This window comes from Lysinibacillus sp. PWR01, assembly GCF_043359455.1.
Classification (GTDB): Bacteria; Bacillota; Bacilli; order Bacillales_A; family Planococcaceae; genus Lysinibacillus; species Lysinibacillus fusiformis_F.
In genome coordinates this window covers 61,504-74,272 of sequence record NZ_JBHERJ010000021.1, presented here as the reverse complement: position 1 = coordinate 74,272, position 12,769 = coordinate 61,504, and the positions used below count along the sequence as shown (strand labels likewise).

Genomic DNA, 12,769 nt, shown 5'->3' with positions numbered 1-12,769 from the left:
TGTCATTCCTCCATATTCCATTTCATCATTCTTGCTTTTAATGGGTTTAAGATAAAGCTATCAATTGCTAAAATTACTAACACACTTATCAATGTCCAAGCGAATACTTTATCCGTGTTTATATTGATACGTGCCATGGTTAAAGCAGCACCAATACCACTGCTTGTTCCTAATAATTCAGCCATAATGGTAATTCTTACTGCACCTCCTGCTGCCAACGAACAGGCTGTAAAAAATGGCACCATTAGGCTTGGTAAAATGATGAAGCGTAATGTTTGCCACGTCGATTTTTTATAGACCGTTGCCATTTGTAAGAGTTGAATATCTATTTGACGATAACCATTTGCAATATTCATGTAAAAAGTCGGAAACACTAAAATACTTACGACAAAAATTGGTATGATTGAATTAGTACCAAACCAAACCATTGCAACCACGACCAAAATAATAGGTGGAATACCTAATAAAAAGGCAATAATGGGGCGGAACATTTCGTAGATAACTGCAAATCTACCAGCCAATAAACCTGATAGAATGGCCAACGACATCCCTATTATTAAACCTACTAACATACGAACCATTGTTAAATAAAGTTGATGAAGCAACTCCCCACTAACTGTAATGTGCCATAGTGCTGTTAGTGTTTCATATGGGGAGGGTATTAAAATGCTCGGAAACTTTAAAGATAATAGTGTCCAAATGAGCACGATGCCACTGCAAGTGCTCATTTGAATAATCAAGCTTTTTTTACGGTTCATAATAGAAATCATCATCCGGTAATTGCCCACCAATAATATCTGGCGATAGTGAAGCTAGTTGTTCAAAGAAAAACTCAAGCTCTTCCTTGGCTTCTTGCGCAGTGACAAATTCGATATTTAAATAGGGTAATAATCCTGCAATAAAAGTTGGATCAAGCCCTTCCTGATATGATGCTAATAGCTCGCCAGCAGCTTCAGGGTCATCTTTTAAAAATTGAATAGATTCCTCTATTTTTTCTTGCAGCAATGCTACAGTTTCTGGGTGCTCTTGAATCAATGCCTTATCAACAACAATTCCTGCTTGTGGAATACGTGGAGCCTTTCCTGTTGCTGCTGCCCACTCTTCTTGCAGGCTCATGGATTTTTGTAGGGCGATTCCCTCTTTCTTCGCTTTCGCAATAACAAGTGAAGCGGTATGCTCTGGTAATACAGCATACTGTGCTTTGCCTGCTGCTAATAACTGGACAACCTCCTGAGGTGTCGCTGTATATTCCACTGTTAAATCTTTTTCTATATCAAGCCCGTTTTTTTGTAATAAGTATTGAAATACTAATGCTGGCATATCTCCTTTAAATGGTACATGAACTGTTTTACCTTTTAAATCTTCCCATGATATTGCTTCACCTTCTGGACCAATGAAATATAAAATCCCCCAAATCAGTGTATTCACTAATTGAATGTCTACACCTTTATTATAAAGGTTAGCCCCTACATAGGTTGGGACGGCAGATACTTGCACCTGACCTCCACTGATACGTGCACGTAATTCATCAGGCGTATTCCAAGTTAGAAACTCAACATCCTCTGCACCTTCTAATAATGATTCGTCATCAATCATTTTATAGAGTGGTGCGGCAATGGAAATACCTGCTGGTGCTTGAATAGTCATTTTTTTTGCCTTTGCTACTTCAGATACATTTGATTGGTCAGCAGTAGCTTGTTCACTTTTCTCTGGTTCTTGATTTTGCTTTGTTTCTTCTTTATTGCCACAAGCGACTAAAATCACTGTAAGACATAATAGTAAAAGGCTAAATATAGGCCATTTTTTCATGGTATGTTTTCTCCCCTGTTTAAAGTTGTAATAATTGATATTCAATATTTTTTATATAATCAAAGCTGCGTTGTTTTCTTGGTACATCTAAAATTATTTCCTTGTAAATTCCATCCTTTGCATACGCAATATTGACAATGCGATCTGCCACCGTTGCCGCTTCCTCATAGTCATGAGTAACATAAAACATACCCACATGCTCATTTTCTATTAAAGCAATCAGATCCTGCACAAGTTCTTTTTTCAACCAATAGTCTAATGCTGAAAAAGGTTCATCCATCATAATAAATTTAGGCTTGCATGCAAATGCTCTGACAATAGAGGCTCGCTGCTTCATTCCACCTGATAATTGCTTAGGAAATTTGTCAATTTCATTGTTAAGCTTGACACGAGCCAATAGATTCATAATTTGGGCTCTATCTACATTTCCATTACAGCTAAATGTGACATTTTCATATAATGTACACCATGGTAATAGCCTTGGTTCCTGAAATACATAACCTAACTTATTTGTGAAGCATTTAATATGACCTGATGTCGGCTGTAACACATTTGTTGCTAAGTGTAAAAAAGTCGTCTTCCCACACCCTGAAGGTCCAACAATAGCCACTACTTCACCTTCCTGCAAACTTAAATTACAATCTTTAATGATTTGCTTCGTTCCAAAAAATTTAGATACTTGTTGAAATTGAACTGCTGTTTTCATTGATTATCCTTGCTTTTTTGCGATGATGGTAATGTGACCAAAGTGATGGCGAGCATGATCAAAATGCTCAATTATTTCAAGGAAATATTGCTCATCATCCGAATTTTTTCGTGCATTTTCAACTATACGTATTAAACCGTCGATGCCCTCATCTCGAATAAGCCCTACCAAAGATACTAAATGAAGTTCTCCAGTATGCACTTCTACAGGTTTGAACCCTATTTTTTCAACTAAATTTCGCCAATTTTGCTTTGATAGTGGCTGTGCCTTTACAATAATGACTTTTCGAAGTGCCTTAATTTCATCAGTAAGAATTTCTTCACTTGACGCTTTAACAACTAAATCGTGTGTGGCTAAGATGCCACCTGGCTTCAAAACTCGCATATATTCAGCCAAAGCCTGTTCTTTTAATTCCTGCGGTAGCATTGTGAGCATCGCTTCATTGATAACCACATCGAAGGTTCCATCGTCGAATGGTAATTGTGTAGCATTCCCTTGCTGAATATGGACGAGATGCTGAACATTTTCACCAATAATATTTTCATTTGCTTTCTGAACTGCCTCTTTATTAATATCGATGCCACTTACTTTAGCATTGTATGTTTTGGCAATATGTATTGCTGTTGTCCCCATATTAGTAGCCACCTCTAGGACATGACTATTTTCATTTAGCTGGCAAGCATCTAATAGTCGATTCGTTGCCTCTTTTCCACCTGGACGTAAGATTGTCTTTCCTAATTTCGCTAAAAATAGATGTGTTGGTAAACGCTGTTCTGTTGAATTCATTTTTTTCTCCTCCTCTGTCAATAACCAAACTATAAATGAGAACCATTATCAATGTATGTGACCTATATCACAATTAAAGGAGTTACCTCAAATAATGAGATAACTCCTTTCATGTTGTTTGTTGCAAAAAGATGATGTCAACGGCAGAAAAAGCTACTTTGCAAAGTGTCTTTACTTTTTTCATAGTAGCGATCAAATCGCCCATTATCTGTATTCTTAGAGGGGATAAGCTCTTATTGGGGAAGTGATGCGTGACAACACCTCTTCATAAAACCTACACTTTATTTGAAAATTATTTGAAAACCTTTGCTAAAAAGGTAACACTTTTGTTGATTGGAGTGGAAGGCTACTTGACTCCCGTGGGATAGCGAGACACTAAACGGAGCGGTAGCAGAGGAAGCGGCTCGGCGCTCGCCCACAGGAAAGCAAGTAGCCAGCAACGAAAATCCATTTCTACCTTTCAATTGACTGTTTTGTTTTTCAACACCAAGAAAGGAGTTACCCCAAATAATGAGATAACTCCTTTTATAAAAAATCACATAATCATTAAGTTTTATTTATTTTCAACAGACCGCCAAAAGAAATTTGTTACTTCCTTTGCCGTCACATCTACTGAGCCTAGCAAGGTTTTACCATCGCCATCTTTAAAATACCCTACAGTCATCAATGCCATAAAGTTATGAGCGAAAAATTTTGCATTTCCTTTTCGAATTGTTCCCTTTTCCATCTCTACTTGCATAGCCTGCTCTATTGTTTGATACATATCATTTTCGGAGGCTTGGACTTGTTTCAACTGTGATTCCGATAAATTGATAGTCGCCTCTTTCATAAAATTTTTCATATCAATATCGATAGTGGCTGATAAATGAACCTCAACAAGCTGTTCGAGTCGTTCTTTAAATGGTTTAGGCTGCTCTAAAATTTGTAGAATCGATAGCTTGATACGATCCATCATCGCGATTAAAGCAGATGTATATAATTCCCCTTTTGTTGGGTAATAGTAATAGATAGTCGCCTTTGTTACGCTACAAGCTTTTGCTACATCATCCATCGAAATATTTTTGTATCCTTCTTTAATAAAAAGTCTTGTGGCCGTTTCAAGGACAATATCTTTTGTAGGTTTCGCATTTTCATCATGGCGAGGTCTCCCGAGAACACGCGGTGATTGTTTCAACAAGTTCGCCTCCTTAATTAAGCATTCTTTTTACGCATATTATAACATATTAATATTTATAGATTGATTAATTAACCTTCTAGTATATATAATTAAATCACTTACATGAATGGAGGTCTTCTTATGAAAAAACATCCACTTGAGCAATGGGGCTCAATGGTTGCAAGTAAAAAGGGACGTTTATTAGCACTAGCTTTTTGGGTGTTATTAGTAGTTGTATTATCGTTTGCTTGGCCACAAATCAATAGCATAGAAAGTGAATCAGGCAAAAACTTACCTGACACTGAAATGTCTGAGCAAGCAGCAGCAATTATTGCAGAGCAATTTCCTAATGATGCTGGCACACCGCTATTGCTGGTTTGGCATCGTGAAAACGGCTTAACATCGGATGATTTTTCAGCCATACAAGGTGTTTACAGCGAGCTGCAAGCAAAGCCCTTAGCCCATCAAACTATGGTTCCACCATTTGATCAAATGCCACCGCAGGCTTTAATGGCTTCCGCTTCCGAAAATGGCACAACAATTGTTACACCTGTATTTTTTGAAAAGGGTGTCGCTACAGATATGCTACAGGATAGTTTAGATAATTTGACAAAGATAATGGAAGGCTATCAAGTACAATTAGATGAGAAATTATCTAGTGATGTACTCCATGTGCGCTATTCTGGACCAGTGGGAATTGCCACTGATGCTGTCAGTTTATTTTCACAAGCAGATGTGAAGCTATTGATCGCAACTGTATTACTCGTTTTGGTACTACTTATTATCATTTATCGTTCTCCATTGCTAGCTATTATTCCTTTAATTGTTGTAGGGCTTGCCTATGGTGTAATTAGTCCAACACTTGGTTTTTTTGCTGATCAGGGATGGATAGATAAGGATTCACAGGCAGTCTCCATTATGACTGTTTTACTTTTTGGTGCAGGTACTGACTATTGTTTATTTTTAATTTCTAAATATAGAGAAATACTCTTTAATGTTGAAGATAAGGCGGTCGCTATGAAGCTAGCTGTCAAAGAATCGGGTGGCGCTATTTTAATGAGTGCCCTAACGGTTGTCATAGGTTTAGCTACCCTTAGTCTCGCCCATTATGGCGCATTTCAACGCTTTGCCGTGCCATTTAGCTTTGGCGTGCTTGTCATGGGAATCGCAGCACTTGTTGTCCTACCTGCTATTCTTGTCCTTATTGGTCGTGTAGCGTTCTTCCCCTTCACTCCACGCACGGAGGAAATGGCAAATAAAAAGGGCAAGAAACAGCATAAGCCTTCACATAAGGTCAGTCATAAAATCGGCCATTTTGTTACCCATAAACCTTGGGTCGTAATTGCTGTAACTGTTATCTTACTTGGAGGATTGGCAGCATTTGTTCCACGTATTCAATATACGTTTGATTTGCTTTCATCCTTCCCAAAAGATATGCCGTCTAGAGAAGGATTTACTTTAATTGAAGAGAATTTTTCACCTGGAGAGCTAGCACCTGTTCAATTAGTAATAGATACAGAAGGTACTGATATTAATTTACAGCAACAACTTGAAGCTATCTCTTATATTGATAGTGTGTCAGATGTACAAATTGGCGAAAAAAATAAGTCCATTCACTTGTACGAACTCACTTTCAATGCCAACCCTTATGCGAAAGAATCATTAGCCCATATTCCAGAACTACAAACAGAGGTTATAAAAATGCTGGAGGCAAAAGGTCTCAATCATGCTGAGAAACAAGTTTGGATTGGCGGGGAAACAGCTAGTCAATACGATACACAGCAAATAACTAAGCGTGACGAAACAGTGATCATGCCAACCATGATTGCCTTAATTGCAGTATTATTATTTGTTTATTTACGTTCTATTACAGCAACTGTTTATTTATTAGCGACTGTTATTATTTCTTACTTTGGAGCATTAGGCGCTGGATGGTTAATCTTGCATCACATCATGGGGGCCGAGGCTATTTCTGGAGCTATTCCATTGTATGCCTTCGTTTTCTTAGTAGCTCTCGGAGAGGATTATAATATCTTTATGATCTCAGAAATTTGGAAAAAGCGTAAAACCACTGACCATTTAACAGCTGTAGAAGAAGGTGTTGTCCGAACAGGAAGCGTTATTACATCTGCTGGACTCATCCTAGCAGGTACATTTGCTGTGCTGGCAACATTACCAATTCAGGTGCTTGTTCAATTTGGTGTTGTGACAGCCATTGGTGTGTTGCTCGATACATTTATTGTAAGACCATTGCTTGTGCCAGCTATCACGACAGTACTAGGTAAATATGCTTTTTGGCCAGGTAAGTTATTTAAAAAAGATGCCTAAATAGATAACACGGACATTAGCTAAGTATGATTGTCATACTCGCTAATATCCGTGTTTTTATATTAACACTATAATCATTTCATCATATAATTATAGTAAGTTGACCTTATTACTTTCTATTCAAATAAAGGAGTGGCATGCATGGATCTTCAAAAATTACAGCAACGTTTCCCATTATTAAGCCCCTTTTCAGGTAAAACTGATGGAAACTATGTGTTTAATTTTGACAACCAGCTTTATGAAATTCCAATACACACAATGACACAAAGTGAATATGAGTTATTGCGGATATTCTCAGGACCCATTGACTTGTCGCATAACTACAGTATAGTTTGGCTTGATTATCTAACAGGGAAAACAGACGTTGCCCCAGCTGTCCTTCCTATGCATCGTTTGTTATTTCTTCAATTTGACAAAGACTTTACAGCACCTACATTATTGCGTTCAGTCTTCGAAGCTTTACTGGGGAAGGATATTATACTGCTATCGCTTCATCCACAATTATTTGTCATTATCGAATGTATCGACAGCGATGAATTATTAAATTTGGCTCATTATCATGATCCCATAATGGTTGACTTAGAGGTTCATTTTAGGATTTTTGTTTCTGATGTTATACATGACATCACCACGACCAAGGAACGATTTAACTGGTATGTTCACCTCCTACCATCCATTTGGACTTATACACCAAAGCATGTACTCACACAGCAAGAGCTTTTAGTGCCATATGTAACGCAGCATCTAGCCTATCAAGAGAAAGAGATTTTTATCTCCTCTATTCTAAAAAGTGCCACCTCTCAGCCAGATTTACTCCACACAATCAAGAAATTGATTGAATACGAGGGAAACATTACATTAGCCTCTAAAAAAATGTATATGCACCGCAATACCTTACAAAATCGCTTAGAAAAATTTCAACAAATAACGCAAAAGGATATTCGGCAATTTTCCCATCGGCTAGAAGTTTATCTCGCAATTATTTTCTTAGAATCACTTTAAGACCAACTGCACAATTTATGACCTCAATACTGTGCATGCTTTCCATATCACTCTACTCTAAAGTCATTTACAATGAAAATATGACTTATAAAGGGGTGTAGTGTGTATGGCGGAATTACGGTTAGAGCATATCTATAAGATTTACGATAAAAATATACAAGCCGTAACTGATTTTAATCTGCATATTCATGATAAAGAATTCATTGTGTTTGTAGGTCCTTCTGGCTGTGGTAAGACAACAACTTTACGTATGATTGCTGGCTTAGAGGATATATCAAATGGAGAGCTATATATTGACGATGTCTTCATGAATGATGTGGAATCAAAAGATCGTAGCATCGCAATGGTATTCCAAAGCTATGCATTATATCCGCATATGACAGTTTATGATAATATGGCATTTAGCTTAAAGCTACGAAAAGTCGATAAAAAGGAAATAGATCATCGCGTTAAAGAAGCTGCTAAGATTTTAGGATTAGAGGATTATTTAAAAAGAAAGCCAAAAGCTCTATCTGGTGGCCAACGACAGCGTGTAGCACTTGGCCGAGCTATTGTCAGAGAAGCTAAGGTATTTTTAATGGATGAGCCTCTTTCGAATTTGGATGCAAAATTACGTGTGCAAATGCGTGCAGAAATTCAGAAGCTCCATCAACGAATTCAAACGACAACGATTTATGTCACTCATGATCAAACAGAGGCTATGACAATGGCTACTCGTCTAGTAGTGATGAAAGATGGACTTATCCAACAAATTGGGACACCTAAAGAAGTATACAATACACCACATAACATGTTCGTGGCCGGCTTTATTGGTTCACCATCCATGAACCTCTTCCATTGTCGTCTAACAGAAACGGAAATCCTGTTAGGTGAGCAAAGCTTCCCTATTCCATCCATGTACTTACCATTGTTAAAGGAAAAAAATTATTTAGGGAAAGAGATTGTTATGGGTATTCGTCCTGAGGATTTACAAATTACTGATGTTATTTCCTCCTATACGTTCAATGCAACGATTGATGTAGCAGAATTACTAGGAGCAGAAACTTACCTCTATTGTTCTTTAGCAAATCAAAATTTCATTGCACGAGTACAGGCTGATAACAATTTGCATCCATCCGATAAGGTTTTCCTAGTCATGAAGGAAGAAAAGATCCATTTCTTCGATCCTCAAACAGAGGAGCGTCTTTGAAAAAACATGCTTGCTCCCACTTGAAAGAAGGGAGCCTTTTGTACCTGGCTCGTCAAAAAGCTTTGCTGAATTAAGATAAAAAACGAAGACGATGCTATGGCTAATAGAATCGTCTTCGTTACTTTATTTTATTTTTTCGTTTAGCCACCTTTTTATGCAACCCTTGAATAACTGAACGTGTTTCATCTAAATAGTTTATTGTCTGCTCATAGGCACTCGTCACGACCCCCATAAATAAAATATCAATGACAAGTAGCTGAGCAAGACGTGAGGAGGTTGCACCACTTCTAAAGGTTGCTTCAACATTTGGAGATACATATAAACAAATATCTGCTAGGCTAGACACAAGTGAACTTCCATACCTCGTTAAACTAATTGTAGTGGCTGGTGTTTGGCTAGCTATTTCAAGGATTTTAGCCACTTCATGCGTTTCTCCAGAGAAGGAAATACCTACTACCACATCCCCTTTCTGTGCATTGACAACGGCTGTAGCTCCTAAATGCAAATCCACAAATGCCCTACTATTTTTATTGATTCGTAAAAATTTTTGATCCGCATCCATTGCTGCTATACCTGATGCACCCACTCCAAAAAATATAATTTTACGGGCTTGTGATAAGGCCGTTACGGCACGCTCCAATTCAGCAATATCTATTAAATTAGCTGTTTGTGTCAAAATTTCACTACTTTGCATCGTCACCTTCTCTACAATCGATGGCAATGCTTCATTCGCTTCAATATCCCGATCTTCCGTTTTAGCATGTTGTAAATCACCAGCAATACGCAATTTCAGCTCTTGAACACCACTAAAATTTAACGATTTACACAGCCGAATAACCGCGGCACTACTTGTATGACTTGCTTCTCCCAACTCAACCGCAGTCATTTTAATCGCCTGTGTTGGATTCTCTAAAATATAGCTTGCTACCTTTTTTTCCGAAGGTGGTAGCTTTTTTCGCATTTCTGCGAGCATAATTAAGCCAGCATTTATTTTTTCCATTTTTCTATCCCCATCCCTAGTTAAAAAAAGGTCTTCCATTCATCTCTATCATCAATACTTTTTTAATTCTACTGCTCTACGTACATGCCCTTCGGATTGAGCCAGTAATTCTGCCGCTTCTTCTATTGTTGTATTTGTCAGTAACAGCACAATGGCGAGTTTTACTTGAAAATTAGTTTGTTCTAAAACACTTTCAGCCTGACTATAAGAAACACCCGTCACTTCACAGACAATTTGTTTGGCTCGCTCTCGCAATTTAAAGTTACTAGCATGGACGTCCACCATTAAATTTTTATAGACTTTTCCAAGCTTAATCATGGTTGTCGTTGTAATCATATTTAATATTTGTTTATGAGCTGTGGCAGCCTTTAGTCTTGTAGAACCTGTTAAAATTTCAGGCCCTGTAATCACCTCTATTGCAATATCTGCATGCTGACTAATGACAGAATGAGCGTTGCTGACTAAGCTGATTGTTTTCGCCCCTAATTGTTGAGCATAAATTAATGCCCCTTTGACAAAAGGTGTTCGCCCACTTGCTGCAATCCCTATCACTACATCACGGTTTGTTAGCTGTTGTTTCTGTAGTTCAACCTCTCCTAATGAAAGATCATCTTCTGCACCTTCTATGGCGATCATCACTGCATCTGCCCCTCCAGCCAATATTGCCTGGACAAGCTTTGGTGACGTACTAAATGTAGGTGGACATTCTACTGCATCTAGCAAACCAATTCGACCACTCGTCCCTGCACCTACATAAAATAATCTACCGCCATTCTTTAACGCATGCACAACAGCTGTAATAGCTTGTTCGATTTCAGGTAAAACCTTTGCTATGGCTAACGGTACTTTTTTATCCTCTTCATTCATCAGCTTTACAATTTCACTAGTGGACATCAAATCTAGATTTGTCGTATCTGGATGATAGCATTCAGTCGTCAGTTTTGTCATTCTTTCCATTGAAATCAAATCCCTCCCACGCTATTTTTCATGGATGCTCATCCAAGTTTCTTTTACCGTTCGTTGTAAAGCCTCTGTTATTGGAATTCCTTCACTGAGAAGTCCATTAACGAAAGCTCCTATAACAGGTGGCACCTCTGGTTGTATGAGTCGATTAGGTATTGTAGCGAGGTGTAATTTTTCTCGAAAGCATTGAACAAAATAAAAATTTTCGAACAAACCTCCACACAGGACAATAGGGTAACCTTTTAGCTGCGGCTCTTTTTTCAACATTATTTGGATGAATTGAACTAAATGATGAGCAGCCTGCCCAATAATTTTCTTTGCCCTATCATTATTTTGTTCGGCTAAACGTAACACCACTCGAGCTAAGGAGGCTATGAGTACACGCGGCTGTAAATGCTCATAAACATGCGTAATAATTTCAGTAGGATTTTTTAATGCTAGCTGATCCAAAATAGTCGCTGTAAATAGATCCTCATTCACGCCAAAAGCATCATAATGTCGCGTAATAAATCGCAATGCCTCTTGCCCAATATAGTACCCACTGCCCTCATCGCCTAATAAATAACCCCATCCTCCAACACGACTAGCTTGATAATTTTTTCCGACAGCATATACGATAGAACCCGTTCCTGCTATCACAACGAGCCCTTGCTGTGTAAATGTACCGCTAGTAAGCCCCGCTACCGCATCATTGGTGATGGTTATTTTACAGGCGCTAGCAGGGAAAAGGAAACTAATCCATTGCTCCCAGCGTTCTTTATCTACCTGGCGATCGCCCCCTGCCACGCATAAGAACACCGCAGAAATATCATTCTTTGTTGCATCTATCTTTTGTAGTAACTGGGCAAGTAGCTGGATAATTTGTAGCTTTACCTCGTCTGGTGGCGTTGATTTTATATTCGTTCCAGCTCCTTCAACAAAGGCCAGCACTTCCCCTTTTCTTGTACCAATCACTGCACGAGTTTCCGTCCCGCCACCATCGACCCCAATAATGTATTGCCTATTTAATGGCACCAGCCGTCAGCCCCTCCATAAATTGCTTTGACGCAATAAAGAATAATAGGATCATTGGTAATGATGCTAATGTTAAACCTGCAAAAAGAGAGCCCCAATCTGCCGAATGCTCCCCAAAGAGTGACATCATTCCAACAGGTATCGTCCGTTTCATTTTTTCTGTAATAAAAATAAGTGGGAAGAAGAAATCATTCCATGCAGCAATAAAATTTATAATCACCACTGTTCCAAGTGCAGGTCTCATTAACGGTAACACCACATGCCAAAGGACTCTTAAGTTCCCCGCCCCATCTATACGGGCCGCTTCCTCCAGCTCATAGGGCATCGTTTTAAAAAAGCCCGTTAAGATCAGCATGGATAATGGAATCCCTGTCGCTGTGTTCATCAAAATTAAAGACCATAAGGAGTTAATCAGCCCTAAATCACGCATTAAAATAAAGAGCGGTACAATCCCAAGCTTTATAGGAATCATCATGCCTAGTAAAAAAATAAAGAATAATGCATGATTCCAAGAGAATTTAAAGCGGGCAATATAAAATGAAGCCAGTGAACAAACAACAACAATCAGTACAACAGATACAATACTGACAAACAAACTGTTTAGAAAATACGTTGTAAATGGAATTTTTGCTAATAATGTACGGTAAGTATCTAAGCTAAAGCTAGTCGGTAAGCCCAATGGATTTTTGTAGATGTCCACGCTCTTTTTAAATGAAGATAAAATCATTAATACGATAGGATATAAACTAATGGTCGCTACCGTAAATACCACTAGATAATAAAATGGTCGAACCCAAATAGCACCTTGCTTCACTA

12 protein-coding genes are annotated in these 12,769 nt (G+C 38.3%); 3 read left to right on the top strand and 9 right to left on the bottom strand.

The annotated features are described in order from the left end of the window. Nucleotides 1-2: 2 nt before the first annotated feature. From ACEVFT_RS02690 to ACEVFT_RS02670, 5 genes are all read right to left on the bottom strand, one after another. Nucleotides 3-758 (bottom strand): ABC transporter permease, encoded by a 756-nt coding sequence (locus tag ACEVFT_RS02690; protein WP_393948006.1) that lies wholly within the window; start codon nt 756-758, stop codon nt 3-5. Next, entirely contained in the window at nt 748-1,809 is a 1,062-nt protein-coding gene (locus tag ACEVFT_RS02685; RefSeq protein ID WP_393948005.1) for an ABC transporter substrate-binding protein, read from the bottom strand. The genes ACEVFT_RS02690 and ACEVFT_RS02685 overlap by 11 nt, the downstream gene beginning before the upstream one ends. Nucleotides 1,810-1,828: 19 nt before the next feature. Next, nucleotides 1,829-2,515, bottom strand: coding sequence for an ABC transporter ATP-binding protein (locus ACEVFT_RS02680; protein ID WP_393948003.1), 687 nt, complete (start codon nt 2,513-2,515; stop codon nt 1,829-1,831). Between the two features lie 3 nt (nt 2,516-2,518). After that, the gene (locus tag ACEVFT_RS02675; protein ID WP_393948001.1) at nt 2,519-3,301 is read right to left on the bottom strand and encodes a class I SAM-dependent methyltransferase; all 783 of its coding nucleotides are present in this window, start codon (nt 3,299-3,301) and stop codon (nt 2,519-2,521) included. Nucleotides 3,302-3,854: 553 nt separating this feature from the next. Further along, entirely contained in the window at nt 3,855-4,475 is a 621-nt protein-coding gene (locus ACEVFT_RS02670; protein ID WP_342442277.1) for a TetR/AcrR family transcriptional regulator, read from the bottom strand. A 123-nt stretch (nt 4,476-4,598) separates the two neighbouring features. On the opposite strand from ACEVFT_RS02670, the gene ACEVFT_RS02665 reads away from it, so the two are divergent. The 3 genes from ACEVFT_RS02665 to ACEVFT_RS02655 all read left to right on the top strand — a co-directional run bounded on the left by ACEVFT_RS02665 (nt 4,599) and on the right by ACEVFT_RS02655 (nt 8,976). Then, nucleotides 4,599-6,785 carry an MMPL family transporter gene (locus tag ACEVFT_RS02665; protein WP_393947999.1) on the top strand — a complete coding sequence of 729 codons (2,187 nt, stop codon included), beginning with the start codon at nt 4,599-4,601 and terminating at the stop codon, nt 6,783-6,785. Between the two features lie 141 nt (nt 6,786-6,926). Then, nucleotides 6,927-7,787, top strand: a complete 861-nt coding sequence (locus tag ACEVFT_RS02660) for a PucR family transcriptional regulator (RefSeq protein ID WP_393947998.1) — start codon at nt 6,927-6,929, stop codon at nt 7,785-7,787. Between the two features lie 106 nt (nt 7,788-7,893). Next, on the top strand, nt 7,894-8,976 hold the full coding sequence (locus ACEVFT_RS02655; protein ID WP_393947996.1) for an ABC transporter ATP-binding protein: 1,083 nt from the start codon (nt 7,894-7,896) through the stop codon (nt 8,974-8,976). A gap of 118 nt (nt 8,977-9,094) precedes the next feature. On the opposite strand, the gene ACEVFT_RS02650 is transcribed toward ACEVFT_RS02655, so the two are convergent. Genes ACEVFT_RS02650 through ACEVFT_RS02635 form a run of 4 tightly spaced genes read right to left on the bottom strand, consistent with a single transcriptional unit; the run spans nt 9,095 to nt 12,767 of the window. Further along, complete coding sequence (locus tag ACEVFT_RS02650) at nt 9,095-9,976, bottom strand: MurR/RpiR family transcriptional regulator (protein ID WP_393947994.1); 882 nt, start codon at nt 9,974-9,976, stop codon at nt 9,095-9,097. 51 nt (nt 9,977-10,027) lie between these two features. Then, on the bottom strand, nt 10,028-10,933 hold the full coding sequence (gene murQ, locus ACEVFT_RS02645; RefSeq protein ID WP_393947992.1) for an N-acetylmuramic acid 6-phosphate etherase: 906 nt from the start codon (nt 10,931-10,933) through the stop codon (nt 10,028-10,030). A 21-nt stretch (nt 10,934-10,954) separates the two neighbouring features. Continuing rightward, nucleotides 10,955-11,953, bottom strand: coding sequence for an N-acetylglucosamine kinase (locus tag ACEVFT_RS02640; RefSeq protein ID WP_393947990.1), 999 nt, complete (start codon nt 11,951-11,953; stop codon nt 10,955-10,957). After that, the gene (locus ACEVFT_RS02635) at nt 11,940-12,767 is read right to left on the bottom strand and encodes a carbohydrate ABC transporter permease (RefSeq protein WP_342442270.1); all 828 of its coding nucleotides are present in this window, start codon (nt 12,765-12,767) and stop codon (nt 11,940-11,942) included. The genes ACEVFT_RS02640 and ACEVFT_RS02635 overlap by 14 nt, the downstream gene beginning before the upstream one ends. Between the last annotated feature and the right edge of the window lie 2 nt (nt 12,768-12,769).

What these genes read in the sequence shown, in the direction of transcription:
- ACEVFT_RS02685 (WP_393948005.1), bottom strand. Translation starts at nt 1,809, where the DNA reads ATGAAAAAATGGCCTATATTTAGCCTTTTACTATTATGTCTTACAGTG.
- ACEVFT_RS02675 (WP_393948001.1), bottom strand. Translation starts at nt 3,301, where the DNA reads ATGAATTCAACAGAACAGCGTTTACCAACACATCTATTTTTAGCGAAA.
- murQ (WP_393947992.1), bottom strand. Translation starts at nt 10,933, where the DNA reads ATGGAAAGAATGACAAAACTGACGACTGAATGCTATCATCCAGATACG.
- ACEVFT_RS02690 (WP_393948006.1), bottom strand. Translation starts at nt 758, where the DNA reads ATGAACCGTAAAAAAAGCTTGATTATTCAAATGAGCACTTGCAGTGGC.
- ACEVFT_RS02660 (WP_393947998.1), top strand. Translation starts at nt 6,927, where the DNA reads ATGGATCTTCAAAAATTACAGCAACGTTTCCCATTATTAAGCCCCTTT.
- ACEVFT_RS02655 (WP_393947996.1), top strand. Translation starts at nt 7,894, where the DNA reads ATGGCGGAATTACGGTTAGAGCATATCTATAAGATTTACGATAAAAAT.
- ACEVFT_RS02665 (WP_393947999.1), top strand. Translation starts at nt 4,599, where the DNA reads ATGAAAAAACATCCACTTGAGCAATGGGGCTCAATGGTTGCAAGTAAA.
- ACEVFT_RS02650 (WP_393947994.1), bottom strand. Translation starts at nt 9,976, where the DNA reads ATGGAAAAAATAAATGCTGGCTTAATTATGCTCGCAGAAATGCGAAAA.
- ACEVFT_RS02680 (WP_393948003.1), bottom strand. Translation starts at nt 2,515, where the DNA reads ATGAAAACAGCAGTTCAATTTCAACAAGTATCTAAATTTTTTGGAACG.